Genomic DNA, 15,209 nt, shown 5'->3' with positions numbered 1-15,209 from the left:
ACGAACATTTTTGACTAATGAGCAACATGATTATTTTAAAGATATCCAATAAGGAAAATCCCACTGCCAGCTACGATGAGGTGGCAGAAGCTATCAAAACAACAAACGGCAACGTTAGGACTAATGTAGCTAAAGACATCAAGGCAGGCAGATGTGTCCGCCTCGAAGATAAATCATTGGACTACTCAGCTTATTTTGGAGCAACAGAAGCCCTAGCTGACCTAGTAGATTGGAAGAATGATACTAGACGGGAATGGGTGGATATGCTGACAAGAGCAGCAGAAAAAGAAACAGATAGCAATACCATGCGATTGCTTATCAAAGAAGCTAATAAACTCATGAAAGAGGTAACGAAATAATGGCTAAATTATACGAACTTGTTGGAGAATACCGGGATCTATACGATTTGAACCTAGATGATGACACTTTAAAAGACACGTTGGACAGTATCGACTGGGCAGACAGATTGTCAGAAAAGGTTGAAGGCTATGCCCAGGTTATTGAAACAGCACTTGCTGAAGCTAAGATGTTTGAAGAGGCTGAAAAGAAATTCAAGGTTAAAAAAGAAGCTGCTAAGAAAAAAGCGGCTTGGTTACAAGGCAATGTCTTTGATGCTATGAAATTGACCAATCAAACTGAAATTAAGTCAGGAATCTTTACGGTACAAATTAGGCAAAATCCTGAGTCAGTAAAAGTCGATGAAGAGTTATTGCCTAAAAAATACTTCAGTAAAAAGGTTACAGTCGCTCCGGACAAAACAACATTAAAAGAACTGCTTAAGTCCGGTAAGAAAATCAAAGGCGCTGAGCTTATTCGTACAGAAAAGTTGGTGATTAAATGAGAATCCTAGCAATTGATCCCAGCAGTAATCGCATTGAAACTAGTACAACAGGGATTGTCTTGCTGGACAATGCCAAGCTGGTTGATTATTGGGTGGTTCCATTTGGTGCTGAGAATTTCAAAAAATGGTTTAAAGAAGTGGGACGTACTCTTGATTTCGACACTGTGGTGGTCGAGAAATTCGAAGTTAGGGACAATGATTATTCCAGGGATAATTCAGTTGTGGAAACTATTGGAGCAATCGAATTGTGCTATCCAGATTTAGTGCTACAGCGCAATGCAGGATATCAGACGGATATACCAAACGACTTACTAAAAGCTCTTGGGTTGTGGTCCTTTGAAAAGAGCCACCATAACGATGTAAGAGCAGCGGCAAGGTTAGGACTATTCTGGGCTCAACGGAATGATGTCGAGGAGGTGATTGTGGACATTGGCAATCGAATTACGCAAATGGCAAGCTGAGGCTGTCAAACGTAGTGAACGTGACTGCCCAGGTCTCTTCTTGGAAGCGTATGGGGGACGTGGGAAAACCATCTGTGCATTTGAAATTGCAAAGCATAAGGGAGCAAAGAAAGTATTGGTTATCAATAATCGATTAGCTATCCTAAATGGTTGGAACGACACTCATCAAAAACTAGGCTATGTAAATGATTTTGAATTAGAAATCATGACCGACCGCAGATTGCAGAACAGATTAGCAAATGGTGAATCTATTGAGTGTGATGTATTTGTCATCGATGAATGGCAGAACATGTCGAGCGACGCCAACGTGAAAGCATATAATAAGGTCAAACGTGACTATACAGTTGGTTTATCTGCAACGCCTATAAGGAAGAAAGGTCAGAATTTCTATCCGTTGGAAAAGACAATTTTTGGGATGGCTGAGCCAAACCAAAAAGAAAATTGGCAACTGGCACATGGGAAAATGAAATACTCAAAATTCAGCTATTCTAAACAAGAATGGGATGACTTCCGAGATTATGAAAGCTACGTGGCCAATCTACCAAATTTCTTCCGCTGGGAAGATGTTGAGGCTATCGAAGAGGCAGAGGAAAACAACGGCTTCGAGGTCATCTTTGAGCCAGTCTGGTGCCTGCCTGCCAATCAGAAAGAACTGGAACAGTTTAGAAATCTAAATATAGTCGGGAAAGATGGCAAGTTTGCTATGGCAAAACAAACATTTGGTCGTAAGACTTTTGAGCGGTATCTGATTCAAACAGGATTTGAGATTGACTTTCCAAAATTAAAAGCGATCAATGCGGATACACCTATGCTACTCCAGCTTGACTTATTGCTAGCTAGTCATACAGAAATGTTGATAGTCAGCAAATCAAAGCAAATCGTAGAAGTTATTAAGCAACGGCATCCGGAAATTGGAATCTGGACTGGAGATAAGAAAGACTCTCTGGAGCAGACCAATGTGGTTGCTACTAGCCAAGTTTTGGGAGTGGGTGTGGATGGCTTACAACACCGTTTTAAAACAATTGTAGTATTGGATCCAGTCAGTCCATCTGACGGAGATTATGATGATTATCGCCAATTATTATGGCGAGTAACTGGCAGCCGTCAACAACACGACGTGCGTGTCATTGAATTTTATTTTTAAGGAGCAAATAACATGAAACTTACTGAAGACTTTATCGTATTGAGAAATCGTAAAACTGGGAATTTCCTTCAAAAAATTGAAACAGGAGACGGGTATTTAAAACTTAATTATACTTTTGTCAATGATATCAGATTTGCTAAGGTTATTCCTTATTCTGCCTATCTCAAAAAAAAGTGGACGTTAAATTGCTAGCAAAATTATCTGAATCAGAGATTGTGCGAGTTCAAGCAGAATACACGTTGACTTATCCAAGTGGTGCTGATGTACCGGAAATTATAAATCAAGAACATAAAGGTCCTAGTTTCGAAGATTTTTTGGAAGCTTTATTGAAGTAAGGGGAGGGCTATGGTAAATAGAACACAGTCTCCTATCTTTGTGACACTACAAAGTATTCAAGGCAAATTAGTTGCTCCAAAAGGGCAATATAATTCCTTCGGGAATTATGCTTATCGTAGTGCAGAAGATATTTTGGAGGCGTTAAAACCAATTTTACAAGAGCATGATGCAACACTTATCCTACAAGATGAGGTCGTTCAAATCGGCGAACGCTACTATGTTGAAGCTACGGCAACACTTTACGCATTAGGGGAAAGTATTGGTACTAAAGCTTATGCGCGTGAAGATGAGAATAAGAAAGGGATGGACGGTAGTCAGATCACAGGAGCTGCATCCAGCTATGCGCGTAAGTATGCATTGAACGGATTGTTTATGATTGACGATAACAAAGATGCTGATACAGATGCCTATCACAATCAGAATAATCAAGCTACTAGTAAAGCTCAAAAGACTAGTCAAAAACAGGCGAGTCAGCAAGAGTCTACAGCGAAAGCTCCAGCTAAAAGCAATGGATCTAAAACTATTACAGGAGCACAAGCCAAAGCTATCCGAACGGAGCTTAAAAATATGGCAGAAGCTACAGGAAGCCCAGCTGCTGCAATCGGTAATTGGTTCATCGGTAAGATGGGTGTTGATAAACCTGAGAACATCCCTGCCGATCGTTTGAAGGAAGCGCAACAGATTATTGCAGATGCTAAAAAAGCGAAAGGAATTGAGTAGATAATGAAATCAGAAGAAATTGAAATTAATAATCGAGCAGCCCTGGTCGGAACTCAGCTACAAATTGGTAAGCAAATCATGGAGGAATTATTTGATTTATTAACCGACGATTCTAAAGATGGAGTGATTATCCCAATTCAACTAAATGGAATGAATTTTAATATCACAGTTGAGAAAGGAGAAGATAATGATTAACAATGTCGTACTTGTGGGGCGTATGACCCGTGATGCAGAACTTCGTTACACACCCTCAAATGTAGCTGTTGCTACGTTTACTCTTGCTGTGAACCGCACTTTTAAAAATGATGCCGGGGAGCGTGAAGCAGACTTCATCAACTGTGTGATTTGGCGGCAGTCAGCAGAGAACTTAGCGAACTGGGCTAAAAAAGGTGCTTTGATTGGCATTACTGGTCGCATTCAAACACGAAACTATGAGAATCAACAAGGGCAACGTGTCTATGTGACAGAGGTTGTCGCAGAAAGTTTCCAACTCTTGGAAAGTCGTAATCAGCAAGGCAACCAAGAAGGTGCGTTTGGAAATAGCAGTCCTGCTGATATTAAGGATGATGATTTACCATTCTAAGGAGGTGCTAAATGGGGATGAAAGAATACGCTCTAAAATATCAAAAAGCTGGATTTTCCGTAATTCCCATAGTGCCTAACGGAAAGCAATCAGCCATAAAATTTGCAGATAAGCCAGCTATGACAGCCCAAGAGATTGAAGATTACTGGAATCAATATCCGGATAGTAACATAGCTGTGAGAACTGACAAGTTTTTTGTGATTGATATTGATTTACATGGCAAACACAACGGATTTGATAGTTTGGCCAACTGGGAACATCTAAATTTGATTACTCCTACGCTACAAGCAAAAACTGCCAGCGGAGGTAAGCATATCTTTTACTTCAAACATCCTGATGTTTCTATGTCGCAAATGATTGGTTTTCTACCTGGTGTGGATATCAAAGCGCATCCGAACAACTATGTGCTGGTAGCACCGTCAAAAACTCCCAAAGGTGTTTATAGCTGGGACAAGGAAAAGTCCAAAGAAGGTGGCACCATGGTCACAGCTAGCAGGAAGTTAGTTATGGCCATTAAGAAAGAGTATAACAAGAAGAACCCAGGAAGTGATTTAGACAATATCTACTACCAAATTAGTAAAGGTTCAGGAAAACGTAATCGGACAACAGAGTTATTCGAAATGATTGTCTTAGGGTTTGGAGACGAAGGGAGTCGAAATGACACACTTGCTAAATTTGTCGGAGGACTACTGAGTCGTTCAGTAAATCCAAATTGTGTCTTAACTCTTGCAGAGACAGCTAATAACAATTCGATAGAACCACTGAGCAAAAAAGAACTAAGGCGTACAGTTGATTCTATGATTAAAAAACACATGAGGGGGGGTGGCCATAATAGGTGACATTGTTAATATTTCAATCAAGCAGTTTTCACGTCGGAAGAAAAAAGTTCTAAACGAAGAAGGCGAACAGATTGAGATTGAATCTATTGTGGCAGATAGTCCTAGAAATGTGCTATTGGCCATGAAGAGTGATAGCAAGTTAAACGACTTCCTTAGACATAATGAGTTTACTGGAGAGCATGAGATTGTCGATGATGTCAAACTGGATGCTATTCAGTTACGACGTGGGCAGTTGCCATCCGCTTTTGAATCCTACTTGAGTGTCTATCTGGAAAATCATTTTAAGACAGTCTTCAAAGCAGGTGCACTACGAGATGGCATAGAAGCGTTTTTTGCAGAACACACCTATAACCCTGTCAAGGAGTATATGGAGAATGCTTATGAATCATGGGATCATAAAGAGAGACTTTCGCAAGTTTTTCAAACGTGGTTGGGTGCTGAGGATAGTATCTTTGTTCAAAAAATTGCCGTGATGTTCTTTGTTGGTGCAGTTTCAAAGGTTTTTAATCCATGGGTTAAATTTGACTATACGTTGGACCTAGTTGGTGGGCAAGGTGCAGGTAAGACGACCTTCCTTCAAAAGATTGCGGTGGACTGGTACACGGATTCTGCTAAGGATTTCATGGATAAAGACAATTATGAGATTATGTTGAAATCTTTGATTGTCAATGATGACGAAATGGTAGCATCAAGAAAAACGACCTTTGACGAGCTTAAAGCCTTTGTGACTAAGACGGACCTAACTTTCCGTAGATCCTATGGCCGACGTGCGGAGAAATTTCCAAAAAACTTTGTCATCGCAAGAACTAGCAATAAGATTGAGTATCTAGGAGATAAAACCGGCGAGCGGCGCTTTTTGCCCGTGCTGGTGGATGCAGACCAGCAGTTTGTCAAACCGTTTGACATGACGGATAATGATGTGCTCCAACTTTGGGGAGAAGCAGTTTCGATTTACAAAAAAGGTTTTACGCTTACTTTTGATGATGATTTCGAAGATGAGTTAGCAATTTACAAAGAGCGATTCACTTATAAAGACGAAGCAGAATCGCAAGTTTATGACTATCTTGAAATGCTTGTCCCTGAAGAATGGGAAGAATTTTCGGTCGTGCAGCAACATCAATACACCTGGGCTTACTTTAATAACAGTAATTACAGAAATGAGAGTGGTTTTATCTACGATGGTGTCAAACTTCAATCAAGTGTATCTGCTAAACAGATTTTGAAAAATGTGTTTGATATTGATGTGGCTAAAGGTGACAAATTGGCTCGTAAAATTAAATTGATTATGGATAACAACACCGACTGGGAATACAAATTGAAGCGTATTAATGGGAAGCCAACTCGGGGATATTTTAGAAAAAATATGCAAAAAGAGTGATGTTACATCCTCAAAAAATGATGTTACACATTAGCCGGATTTATGTAAAAAAAGGCTAAATTTTAGAAAGGTGTAACATCAATGATGTTACACCCCAAAAAGTCAGTAGTATCAATGGTTTAGGTCGTGTTTTTAGTCGTTTTCTAAAAAAAGTGATGTTACACCCCTAACCCCTTGATATGATTGGGTTTGTAAGGTGTCTAATCTCTATGTAACATCATTTATATAAAAACTTTAATAAGTAAAAATAGCAAGTGCTGTAAACGTTGATATTATGCGATTCTTATTTTTTATAAATAGTAAAGTTGGATAAGTGATGTTACGTTGTTACGTTTTATAAAATATGCAAAATTGTGAATAAAAAAGAGAGGATATACAAGTGGAAAAAGTTAAAATTTCTATTGAAAAATTAGAAGGAATTTTTCAAAAATATTACCCTAAAATCAGTCATAAGACTGCAGGGTATATTATCAAAGATATTAAAAATGAAGCAAGTAAGGAGTAGTTATGACTTGGACAGTAAGTGTGATATTTGATCACATGGAAATTGATGAAACACATTATTTTGAAAAAGAAGGTGATGCTACTAAATGTATGGCCGACCTGGAACGTAAGTATAGAGGTAAGAGGCTGTACAGTGTAAAAATGGAGGAAATAAAATGAAGAAAAAACTTATTGCAGGATTAATGGTATTAGCAAGTGTTGTGACTTTAGCTGCATGTAGAGAAAAAGATCGCGTATCCTATAACGTTAGTAAAGAAGCTGATAGTTTTAATGTGCGTCGTAAAGTGACAATTATCAACATTCGGACAGATAAGATTGAGTTTACTGCAGAAGGTCTGTTATCTGTTGATTATGATGAGGACACAATTGATATTATCATGCAGGTTGGCGAAGACAGTTATCGGAAGCACATTGTAGAGATTGCTGATGAAAATATGTTCATTGTCGAAGACCTTGGTAAAACCAAAGTTGATAAGTACAAATATGAAATTGAGTACATGCCGGAGAGTGCAGTACCATTCACGGTGACTAATAATGAGTAGTTATGACTATATTTTGATTGTGTCAGTATTAGCAATGTTGTTAGTCCTTTACCTGGGGGTTGAACTTTATAATCATTGCAGTAAAAAAATGCCATTGTTAGCAACGTTGGCATTGTTTGGGATAATCTTATGGTCAAGGTATTATGGGATGGAACTTGCTAAAAAAGCAGAGGAGCCGAAGCAAATCATCTACCAAACTGACAACGCAGGCGCTGTGATGGTCGGAACAATCACAGATAAGGAAATCATTGAGGGAAGGTACACGGTCGAAGCTGGTGCTTATGGAAAGTTTTTGGTTACACAAGAGCAGTACGAGGCTATCGAGGTTGGCGACGAGATACCAGACTATTTGAAGCAGAGAGGGATGGAGAGTAATCGAGTGCCAGGAGGGGAAAATGAATAACAAAAATTTCAAAACAGGACAATATGTTATTGTTGAAGGTAAGTGTGAAGGTGTCAAACATGATGGAAGATTGCTAATTAACTTTTTTGGAGAAAATCCAGAATTGACTGCTGTATATCCAAAAAATGTTTTGCCAAAACCGCAAAAGGTCGTAATTCCAAAAATTGTGGCGGAGTGGATTAAGGATAATAAAAGCGATATTGATACATTATATACTGCATATTTCTTGCTCGGCCAAAGAAAAAACGATGTGTCTTTGTGGGTAGACAGCAATCAAAATACCTTTGCTAGAGCTTGGCTTGACGGCTACGAGGTCGAGCAAGAGAAGCTGTATACGGTTGAGATACCTGACCCTAACAATCGTTTTTGGAAATTTACATTCCTACAAAGGGAAGAAGAAGGGGTAAGAATCACTCATTCTGATAGTCCTGATTGGAGTAGTGAAGTACAATCAATGTTAACAGAATCAGAAATCAAGCAAGATTTTGACTGGGCGTGGAAGTGGGCTAAGCCTGTGGAGGAAGAGTGATGAAATGGAATAAATTTGCACTGCGGAAAACAGACGAAGAAGAAAAACAATATTTTGGTACAGATGAAATTTGGTCTGAACCAGTACCAGATAGCGAAGAAATGGTATTGGTAAGCGATGGCGTCACTATTTGGTTAGATGAATGGTATAGCGATACAGATGGAGCCAATCTCATGAATAGCGATGCTCTAGGTCTTTACTGGATGTCATTGCCAGAGTTACCAAAGGAGGTAAGCAATGGTTCCAAAGATTAGGGTTTTTATAAAGAAATATAAAAAGGTTGCGGATGTAGTTTTTATTGACTATGAAGATAAATATGTACGCTGTAAGGTTGCTTTTGAAGAAAATGAAATCCCACACGAAATGGAGTTTACTTTTGATGAAGTAGAGTTTATGCGAAAATCGCATCTACGAGAATCCAGAACTACTAAAGCACCCAGATTTTAGAGGTTAAGAATGACAAAATTTAAAGTGAGCTGGAAAATCAACGGGAAAACAAAAAAAGTTGTAGGTCGTTATAAATCTTTTGAAGAAGCCCAAAAAGCAGTTTCGGAACACATAAAATCAAGAGATACACATGCCAGTCCGTATTATCGCATTTGGAGCGTAGGCAATATTTGGACTATCGATTATGGCAAGCATAATGCTTTTTATAAAATAGAGCGCAAATAAACCAACCTACCAGACTGTCAAAAGTCTGGCAGGTATCACTACCCTAAAAATTTAAAAAGAAAGTTCACGTTAAGTAGTATCACGTAGCTTTAGGGTAGGGCTACAGGCTTGATAGATTGAATAAGTCTATCGAGTCATTACAGCCTAAATAATATTTTAAAATTAGAAACGAGGAAACACTCTTAAACCTTTAATATTAACAAATCTAAAGCGATTGATAGGCTGGTCGTGATTATCCAAGGTAGCGCAAAAAAAAACAAAAAAGAAAGGAATCCTAAAAATAATACACCGTCCCGCTGTTGCCTCGGGACAACAAAAAAAGCCAAGGCACTCTCTGCCTCAGCAATAATTAACACAAAACTATTATATCACAAAGGAGACAGAGAGTGAACAAGGCTAAGGAATTGCTTGATGAACTACAAAATTTAGATGAAGAAATACAGAATCGAATTGATGAACTTGCTAATCATGAAGCTAGTTTACTTTCTAGCCCTAAAATGAACGTGAACAAAGTCCAAGGAGGTCAGCGTGTTCAACTAGATGAAAGGTATATTGATATCTTTAGCATGCAGGATGCGTTAAAAGAATATATGAAAGAAGCTACTGAAGAAGTTATTAGACGTAGAATAGAGCTGAGTAAACTTATTGATAAGATGCCAAAGCCGACGAGTAGAACAATTCTTAGAATGGTATATATTCAAAAGGCTAGCGTTTACGATATAATTGACTTCTTGCAATGTAGCAAAACGACTTTTTACAAGAAAAAGAAAGATGCAATTCGTGAATTAGGTGCTGTAATTGACAAAAGTGAACTAAAGTGAACTAAGTTGAAACGCACGGTTCTGAAAATCTGCTAGAATGGTAGTATCAAGAAATAAGGGTAAGGCGCCTACAAAGTGTCTTGCCTTTTTTGATTTTCAAAACGAACAAATAGGAGGTGCAAGGTTGGGCAGAGCACGAGACCCAAACCGAGATAAAGCTTTTGAAATTTACAAGCAAAATAACGGAAACATCACTAACCGCAAGCTTGGTGAGATGTTGGGCGTGCCTGAAAAAACTATCTCAGTTTGGAAGTTAAGAGACAAATGGAACGAATGTAGTACTACAAAAAATAAAAGTAGTACTACCAAACGAACACGGGGAGCTCCAAAGGGGAATAAGAATAGTAAAGGTGCAACCGTAGGCAATACTAACGCCCTCAAACATGGACTGTTTGCTAAGTATCTACCGCAAGAGGTTTATGAGATAGCTCAAGAACTGTCAGAAAAACAGCCTATAGACATACTCTGGGAAAATATCACGCTGACCTATGCTAATCTACTGCACGCTCAGCGTATTTTATTTGTAGAAGATGTTAAGGATAGCAATACCTTTGTCACAAGCGAGGGTAAAGGCGGCTTAGGTTATGAACATCACACGGCATGGGATAAGCAGGGAAAAGCTTTAGCTGCAATAGCAAGGACACAGGCAGAGCTTAAAAACATGATTAAGACTTACGATGAAATGACGAGGTCAGACTTGGTAACTGATGAGCAACGTACACGTATAGAATTGTTGAAGGTAAAACTGGAATCAGAAAAAGGTTCTCAATCAGATACAACACTTATGGAAGCTCTATTGGATGCTTTGAAAGGGGATGATTAGCCTTGAAGATTACTTTTTCGAAGAAACAAAAGGACATTATCAGGCGTCCTTTTAATTTTGAGTTAGAAGTCAATGAAGGGACACCTCGTAGCGGAAAAACAACTGCTGGTCACTTTCGATATGCAAGGTATTTGATAGAATGTGAGGACGAAAATCATCTTATTGCTGCGTACAACCAAGAACAAGCTTACCGTCTATTTATTGACGGTGACGGGACAGGTCTAATGCACATTTTTGACGGCAATTGTCAAATAAAACATGACGAACGTGGTGATCATCTGCTTATTCATACTCCTAAAGGTGATAAGCGTGTGTATTACAAAGGTGGTGGAAAGGTTAACTCAGTTGGTGCCATTACCGGTATGTCTCTGGGTTCAGTCGTCTTTTGTGAGATTAATCTATTACACATGGATTTCATCCAAGAAGCTTTTCGGCGTACCTGGGCAGCTAAGCTCCGTTATCATTTAGCAGACCTTAACCCTCCAGCTCCGCAACATCCAGTCATTAAAGATGTTTTTGACGTGCAAAACACACGTTGGACACATTGGACCATGGATGACAATCCGATTCTTAGTGAGAAGCGCAAGCAATCTATCATTAATGGACTGAAAAAGAATCCATATCTTTATAAGCGTGACGTTCTTGGTCAACGTGTAATGCCACAAGGTGTTATTTATGGGTTATTTGACATGGATAAAAATATCAAGGAGACGCTCATAGGTGAACCAATCGAAATGTATTTCACAGGCGACGGTGGTCAATCTGATGCAACGTCAATGGCTTGTAATATCGTTACTAGGGTTCGAGAGGATGGTAAGGTTAAATTCCACCTCAACCGTGTTGCTCATTACTACCACAGTGGTGCTGATACAGGTCAAGTCAAAGCTATGTCAACATACGCAAGAGAGCTCAAGGCTTTTATGGATTGGTGTGTTAAAAAATACCAACTTCGGTACTCGGATGTCTTTATTGACCCTGCGTGTAAGGCGTTGAGGGAGGAATTACATGCTATTGGTGTTCTGACAACTGGAGCACCAAACAACGCCCATGATGTTTCCAGTAAAGCAAAAGGCATCGAAGTTGGGATAGAGCGTGGTCAGACTTTGATTTCAGATGGTGATTTTTACCTGGTAAATCATAAAGAAGAGGAATATGATCATTATCATTTTTTGAAAGAGTTAGGGCTTTATAGCCGTGATGATAAAGGTAAACCGATTGACGCAAACAACCACGCAATGGATGAGTTTAGGTACTCAGTCAATGTCTTTGTGGGACGATACAAAATAAAATAGGAGGTAGTCATGTTTAGAAACCTCTGGACTAAAATAAAAGGGGTGATGCAAAAAATGGGATTGATAAAAGGCTTAAAAGATTTGAGTTTGCATCGTGAAATTGAACTCTCTGATAAGCATTATGATAGCATTCAAGTTTGGAAAGAACTGTATCAAGGCTATCACGATAAAATACACGACTACTACGAGAAATCTATCTTGGATGGCCGTAAAAAGAAGAAGCGTTTAACTTTGAATATGCCCAAAGTTGTGACGTCGGAACTTGCCACATTAATTTTTAATGAAAAATGTGAAATCAATGTTGGCTCTAAAAATGAAAGCTTGACAACTCTCATCACTGACACGCTAGAGAAAAACAATTTTACTCAGGAGTTTCAGCGCTTCCTGGAGTATAGTTTCGCCTTGGGAGGTATGGCAATCAAAGCCTATCTCAAAAAGGATGGAAGCATTGGTCTCAATTTTGTACAAGCTGATAGCTTTATTCCCATTTCGTGGGATAATGCTGGGATTAGCGAGGCAGTATTTGTTGACACACAGTATCGTGGGAAATACAAGTACACGCATTTGGAATGGCATACTTGGGAAGGTGAGTTGTATGTAGTAGCTCACGAATTGTTTAGAACCGATAAGTCAAATGATGATGTTGGCATTCGTGTACCAATTACAGAGATTTATCCGGATTTAAAATCACGAGTTGTCATCGAAAAACTATCAAGACCGTTATTTGTTTACCTCAAACCAAATTCGGCAAACAACATTGATTTATCAAGTCCGCTTGGGATTTCAATCTATCACAATGCGTTTGACACTTTGCGAGCGATTGATATTGCCTACGATAGTTTTGAACGTGAATTTAGGCTTGGCCGTAAACGGATATTGGTTCCAGCTTCCGCCATCCGAACAGTTGTAGATAGCGAAGGGAATTTTCATCGTTATTTTGACGCAACAGACGAAACGTACGAGGCTTTCCATACTGGAGAGGACAGCAGAATTCAAGATATCAAAGATATCAGTGTTGAATTGCGAGTTGATGAACATATCGCAGCGATTAACGCCCTGCTAAACTTGCTAAGCATGCAGATTGGTTTTAGTCCTGGTTCTTTTAGTTTTGATGGTGCGTCGGGAGTTAAAACTGCTACAGAAGTCATCTCTGAAAATTCTAAGACATTCCGCACAAAGCAATCTCACGAAACGATGGTAGAAGCAGCATTGAAAAATCTTGTTGCGATTATCGTTGATTTTGGGGATCTTTATGGTTTTATCGAGGGCGAGAGTAAGTATGATGTAACTGTAACGTTTGACGACTCTATTGCGCAGGATAGAACACAAGATGCTCAATACTATATAGCGCTTGTAGGAGCTGGACTGATTAGTAAGAAAAAAGCCATAATGAAATTGTTTAAGCTGTCAGAAGAGGATGCAAACTCAGAAATTGAGGCCATCCGTGAAGAAAGTCAAACTCCAAGCGATACGGCGGTTGATCTATTTGGCCTAGGTGGTGATGCTTAGTGGATTATGATACTCATATTCAGCTATCCTTTGATTTGATAGAGCTTTATTCTGACGTCGAGCGTGAATTGTTAATGTCGATAGGACGCAGATTCGCAAAGCACTATGATGAGATGGTAGCTGGTGATATCATGGATTGGCAAGTTAGGCAATTGCTGGAAATCGGGGAGCTACGAAAAGAGCACATTGAAATCATGCGTAAAAGTGCTCGTGTGAGTCGTGAACGTATGGTTGAGATGCTGACTGAGGCAGGCTATACGTCTGCAGGACGGTATGAGGATTTTTTTAAAGAGGCTTACTCTAAAGGGTTGATTAAGCTCAATCCACCTGCTACAGACAACAGCATGAGGTTGTTGCGAGTTTTAAATACTTACATCAACCAAGCTGAGGACACACTAAATCTTGTCAATACAACAATGTTGCAGTCTGGTCAAGATACTTTTTTAGATACAGTCAATCAAGTTGTTGCTTATGTCTCTACAGGTATCAAGACTCCGCAAGTTGCTATGCATGACGCTCTTAAAAATGCAGGACAAAAAGGCTTAACGGTCTTTAGAGCTAAAAATGGTGCCCAGTGGTCAACAGAGACTTATCTCAATATGATCACTCGGACAATGAACTCTAATATCTCTAATGCTATGGAGGATGAGCGCAGGCGTGAATATGGTGTTGATTATATTGAGGTATCTAGCCATGCTGGTGCACGTCCAAGGTGTGCTCCGTATCAAGGCCGGATATACTACGATGGTATCGGAGATGACCCACTAGAGAAATATCCGCACTTTTCGGAGACTTCTTACGGCGAAGCTGCTGGCTTATTTGGTGTCAATTGTGGTCATCATAAATATCCTTACGTGCCAGGCATGAGTAAGCAAACCTTTTTTCCTTACAGCAAATCTGAAAATGATAAAGCCTATGCAGAGTCACAGGCCCAACGGAAACTAGAAAGGGAAGTTAGGCAGCTGAAACGTGAACGGGCAATTCTAACTGCTGCAAAGGACAAGGAAGGGGCTAAATTAGCTTCACAGCGCTTAGAAAACAAGTGGCAGGAATTACGTCAGTTTACTGCTCAGACGGGTAGAACGAGACGATATGACCGTGAGAAACCGCTAAATACTATTTTGTCTGACGACGAGAAAAAAGCCATTGTCAAAGACAATCTGAAAATCAGAGAAGAGTATCGAGCAATCAAGAAAGCTATTCCCGAAGTAGCCCCTAAAAATCTTGAAACCTATTACGATATGCGTTATAATGGTGGCAAGATATACGAGGATTTAGTTCGGGATTATAAGGACTATGTAAAGTGGTCTAAAGCGGAATTTCCTACTAAAAAATCTTTTGAAGGTCATGTTGCTAGTCACTTAAAAGAGTTTCCAGGATTGACTGGTGAACAATATCAGAAGAAGGCTGCGGACTTATTGTCTAGACCTATAACTGATATTGTTTTAGGTTATGATACAGATTCAAGACGCGTTAGATATGACTTAGAGAATAACATTTTTGCTTTAGGGCGCGTTAAACAAGGTACTATTACGACTATGCTTAGACCAACGGAAGGAGTTGATTATTTTGACAATGACCGGAAAAGAGAATTTGATAATCTTAAATGATTTAGAATACGTCCATTGTCCTGTTTGTGGAACTTTGACCGAGGTTTACGATATTTGTGATACTTGTAAATGGCAGAACACCGGTGAGACAAATATTGACGGTGGTCCAAATTACATTACACTTGCCGAGGCGCAACGTCGTTGGGCAAACGGCGAACCCTTGCGCAATTTTTTTAAAGACCAATAATATAAGCACTGTTAT

At 39.3% G+C, this 15,209-nt stretch carries 24 protein-coding genes; all 24 read left to right on the top strand.

The window, feature by feature from the left end; translation table 11 throughout:
• The first annotated feature begins 26 nt into the window (after positions 1 to 26).
• Entirely contained in the window at positions 27 to 359 is a 333-nt protein-coding gene (locus tag AB6M99_RS06280; protein WP_369350430.1) for a hypothetical protein, read from the top strand.
• Entirely contained in the window at positions 359 to 841 is a 483-nt protein-coding gene (locus AB6M99_RS06275; protein ID WP_369350429.1) for a siphovirus Gp157 family protein, read from the top strand. Before AB6M99_RS06280 ends, AB6M99_RS06275 begins: the two co-directional genes overlap by 1 nt.
• A complete protein-coding gene (locus tag AB6M99_RS06270; protein WP_369350428.1) occupies positions 838 to 1,302 on the top strand; it encodes a hypothetical protein in 465 nt (154 codons plus the stop codon). The genes AB6M99_RS06275 and AB6M99_RS06270 overlap by 4 nt, the downstream gene beginning before the upstream one ends.
• Positions 1,271 to 2,446, top strand: coding sequence for a DEAD/DEAH box helicase family protein (locus AB6M99_RS06265; RefSeq protein WP_369350427.1), 1,176 nt, complete (start codon positions 1,271 to 1,273; stop codon positions 2,444 to 2,446). The genes AB6M99_RS06270 and AB6M99_RS06265 overlap by 32 nt, the downstream gene beginning before the upstream one ends.
• A 12-nt stretch (positions 2,447 to 2,458) precedes the next feature.
• Positions 2,459 to 2,638: a hypothetical protein gene (locus tag AB6M99_RS06260; protein WP_369350426.1), complete on the top strand. Its 180-nt coding sequence runs from the start codon at positions 2,459 to 2,461 to the stop codon at positions 2,636 to 2,638.
• Positions 2,639 to 2,791: 153 nt separating this feature from the next.
• Complete coding sequence (locus tag AB6M99_RS06255; RefSeq protein ID WP_369350425.1) at positions 2,792 to 3,502, top strand: ERF family protein; 711 nt, start codon at positions 2,792 to 2,794, stop codon at positions 3,500 to 3,502.
• A 3-nt stretch (positions 3,503 to 3,505) separates the two neighbouring features.
• Positions 3,506 to 3,697, top strand: coding sequence for a hypothetical protein (locus tag AB6M99_RS06250; RefSeq protein WP_369350424.1), 192 nt, complete (start codon positions 3,506 to 3,508; stop codon positions 3,695 to 3,697).
• Positions 3,690 to 4,085, top strand: a complete 396-nt coding sequence (gene ssb, locus AB6M99_RS06245; protein ID WP_369350423.1) for a single-stranded DNA-binding protein — start codon at positions 3,690 to 3,692, stop codon at positions 4,083 to 4,085. The genes AB6M99_RS06250 and ssb overlap by 8 nt, the downstream gene beginning before the upstream one ends.
• 11 nt (positions 4,086 to 4,096) lie before the next feature.
• Positions 4,097 to 4,924, top strand: coding sequence for a bifunctional DNA primase/polymerase (locus AB6M99_RS06240; RefSeq protein ID WP_369350422.1), 828 nt, complete (start codon positions 4,097 to 4,099; stop codon positions 4,922 to 4,924).
• Complete coding sequence (locus tag AB6M99_RS06235; protein ID WP_369350421.1) at positions 4,908 to 6,302, top strand: VapE domain-containing protein; 1,395 nt, start codon at positions 4,908 to 4,910, stop codon at positions 6,300 to 6,302. The genes AB6M99_RS06240 and AB6M99_RS06235 overlap by 17 nt, the downstream gene beginning before the upstream one ends.
• Before the next feature lie 379 nt (positions 6,303 to 6,681).
• A complete protein-coding gene (locus tag AB6M99_RS06230) occupies positions 6,682 to 6,807 on the top strand; it encodes a hypothetical protein (RefSeq protein WP_369350420.1) in 126 nt (41 codons plus the stop codon).
• A gap of 2 nt (positions 6,808 to 6,809) precedes the next feature.
• Entirely contained in the window at positions 6,810 to 6,965 is a 156-nt protein-coding gene (locus AB6M99_RS06225; RefSeq protein WP_369350419.1) for a hypothetical protein, read from the top strand.
• Entirely contained in the window at positions 6,962 to 7,348 is a 387-nt protein-coding gene (locus AB6M99_RS06220; RefSeq protein ID WP_369350418.1) for a hypothetical protein, read from the top strand. The genes AB6M99_RS06225 and AB6M99_RS06220 overlap by 4 nt, the downstream gene beginning before the upstream one ends.
• 88 nt (positions 7,349 to 7,436) lie before the next feature.
• Positions 7,437 to 7,751: a DUF1372 family protein gene (locus AB6M99_RS06215; RefSeq protein WP_369351203.1), complete on the top strand. Its 315-nt coding sequence runs from the start codon at positions 7,437 to 7,439 to the stop codon at positions 7,749 to 7,751.
• On the top strand, positions 7,744 to 8,280 hold the full coding sequence (locus tag AB6M99_RS06210; RefSeq protein ID WP_369350417.1) for a DUF1642 domain-containing protein: 537 nt from the start codon (positions 7,744 to 7,746) through the stop codon (positions 8,278 to 8,280). Before AB6M99_RS06215 ends, AB6M99_RS06210 begins: the two co-directional genes overlap by 8 nt.
• Positions 8,280 to 8,534, top strand: a complete 255-nt coding sequence (locus tag AB6M99_RS06205) for a hypothetical protein (protein ID WP_369350416.1) — start codon at positions 8,280 to 8,282, stop codon at positions 8,532 to 8,534. Before AB6M99_RS06210 ends, AB6M99_RS06205 begins: the two co-directional genes overlap by 1 nt.
• Complete coding sequence (locus AB6M99_RS06200) at positions 8,518 to 8,727, top strand: hypothetical protein (protein WP_369350414.1); 210 nt, start codon at positions 8,518 to 8,520, stop codon at positions 8,725 to 8,727. Before AB6M99_RS06205 ends, AB6M99_RS06200 begins: the two co-directional genes overlap by 17 nt.
• Positions 8,728 to 8,736: 9 nt before the next feature.
• On the top strand, positions 8,737 to 8,952 hold the full coding sequence (locus AB6M99_RS06195) for a hypothetical protein (RefSeq protein ID WP_369350413.1): 216 nt from the start codon (positions 8,737 to 8,739) through the stop codon (positions 8,950 to 8,952).
• Positions 8,953 to 9,338: 386 nt separating this feature from the next.
• The gene (locus tag AB6M99_RS06190; RefSeq protein ID WP_369350412.1) at positions 9,339 to 9,773 is read left to right on the top strand and encodes a DUF1492 domain-containing protein; all 435 of its coding nucleotides are present in this window, start codon (positions 9,339 to 9,341) and stop codon (positions 9,771 to 9,773) included.
• 124 nt (positions 9,774 to 9,897) lie between these two features.
• Positions 9,898 to 10,596, top strand: a complete 699-nt coding sequence (terS, locus tag AB6M99_RS06185) for a phage terminase small subunit (protein ID WP_369350411.1) — start codon at positions 9,898 to 9,900, stop codon at positions 10,594 to 10,596.
• 2 nt (positions 10,597 to 10,598) lie between these two features.
• Positions 10,599 to 11,888 carry a PBSX family phage terminase large subunit gene (locus tag AB6M99_RS06180; protein ID WP_369350410.1) on the top strand — a complete coding sequence of 430 codons (1,290 nt, stop codon included), beginning with the start codon at positions 10,599 to 10,601 and terminating at the stop codon, positions 11,886 to 11,888.
• A gap of 9 nt (positions 11,889 to 11,897) precedes the next feature.
• On the top strand, positions 11,898 to 13,397 hold the full coding sequence (locus tag AB6M99_RS06175; protein ID WP_369350409.1) for a phage portal protein: 1,500 nt from the start codon (positions 11,898 to 11,900) through the stop codon (positions 13,395 to 13,397).
• Positions 13,397 to 15,007 carry a phage minor capsid protein gene (locus AB6M99_RS06170; RefSeq protein ID WP_369350407.1) on the top strand — a complete coding sequence of 537 codons (1,611 nt, stop codon included), beginning with the start codon at positions 13,397 to 13,399 and terminating at the stop codon, positions 15,005 to 15,007. Before AB6M99_RS06175 ends, AB6M99_RS06170 begins: the two co-directional genes overlap by 1 nt.
• The gene (locus AB6M99_RS06165) at positions 14,973 to 15,194 is read left to right on the top strand and encodes a CPCC family cysteine-rich protein (protein WP_369350406.1); all 222 of its coding nucleotides are present in this window, start codon (positions 14,973 to 14,975) and stop codon (positions 15,192 to 15,194) included. The genes AB6M99_RS06170 and AB6M99_RS06165 overlap by 35 nt, the downstream gene beginning before the upstream one ends.
• Positions 15,195 to 15,209 lie beyond the last annotated feature (15 nt).

Source organism: Streptococcus hillyeri (assembly GCF_041081565.1).
GTDB lineage: Bacteria > Bacillota > Bacilli > Lactobacillales > Streptococcaceae > Streptococcus > Streptococcus hillyeri.
Note: the sequence above shows the minus strand (reverse complement) of the source record. Positions and strands in the feature narration are given on the sequence as shown.

What these genes read in the sequence shown, in the direction of transcription:
- AB6M99_RS06280 (WP_369350430.1), top strand. Translation starts at nt 27, where the DNA reads ATGATTATTTTAAAGATATCCAATAAGGAAAATCCCACTGCCAGCTAC.
- AB6M99_RS06275 (WP_369350429.1), top strand. Translation starts at nt 359, where the DNA reads ATGGCTAAATTATACGAACTTGTTGGAGAATACCGGGATCTATACGAT.
- AB6M99_RS06270 (WP_369350428.1), top strand. Translation starts at nt 838, where the DNA reads ATGAGAATCCTAGCAATTGATCCCAGCAGTAATCGCATTGAAACTAGT.
- AB6M99_RS06260 (WP_369350426.1), top strand. Translation starts at nt 2,459, where the DNA reads ATGAAACTTACTGAAGACTTTATCGTATTGAGAAATCGTAAAACTGGG.
- AB6M99_RS06255 (WP_369350425.1), top strand. Translation starts at nt 2,792, where the DNA reads ATGGTAAATAGAACACAGTCTCCTATCTTTGTGACACTACAAAGTATT.
- AB6M99_RS06250 (WP_369350424.1), top strand. Translation starts at nt 3,506, where the DNA reads ATGAAATCAGAAGAAATTGAAATTAATAATCGAGCAGCCCTGGTCGGA.
- ssb (WP_369350423.1), top strand. Translation starts at nt 3,690, where the DNA reads ATGATTAACAATGTCGTACTTGTGGGGCGTATGACCCGTGATGCAGAA.
- AB6M99_RS06240 (WP_369350422.1), top strand. Translation starts at nt 4,097, where the DNA reads ATGGGGATGAAAGAATACGCTCTAAAATATCAAAAAGCTGGATTTTCC.
- AB6M99_RS06225 (WP_369350419.1), top strand. Translation starts at nt 6,810, where the DNA reads ATGACTTGGACAGTAAGTGTGATATTTGATCACATGGAAATTGATGAA.
- AB6M99_RS06220 (WP_369350418.1), top strand. Translation starts at nt 6,962, where the DNA reads ATGAAGAAAAAACTTATTGCAGGATTAATGGTATTAGCAAGTGTTGTG.
- AB6M99_RS06215 (WP_369351203.1), top strand. Translation starts at nt 7,437, where the DNA reads ATGCCATTGTTAGCAACGTTGGCATTGTTTGGGATAATCTTATGGTCA.
- AB6M99_RS06210 (WP_369350417.1), top strand. Translation starts at nt 7,744, where the DNA reads ATGAATAACAAAAATTTCAAAACAGGACAATATGTTATTGTTGAAGGT.
- AB6M99_RS06205 (WP_369350416.1), top strand. Translation starts at nt 8,280, where the DNA reads ATGAAATGGAATAAATTTGCACTGCGGAAAACAGACGAAGAAGAAAAA.
- AB6M99_RS06200 (WP_369350414.1), top strand. Translation starts at nt 8,518, where the DNA reads ATGGTTCCAAAGATTAGGGTTTTTATAAAGAAATATAAAAAGGTTGCG.
- AB6M99_RS06195 (WP_369350413.1), top strand. Translation starts at nt 8,737, where the DNA reads ATGACAAAATTTAAAGTGAGCTGGAAAATCAACGGGAAAACAAAAAAA.
- AB6M99_RS06175 (WP_369350409.1), top strand. Translation starts at nt 11,898, where the DNA reads ATGTTTAGAAACCTCTGGACTAAAATAAAAGGGGTGATGCAAAAAATG.
- AB6M99_RS06165 (WP_369350406.1), top strand. Translation starts at nt 14,973, where the DNA reads ATGACCGGAAAAGAGAATTTGATAATCTTAAATGATTTAGAATACGTC.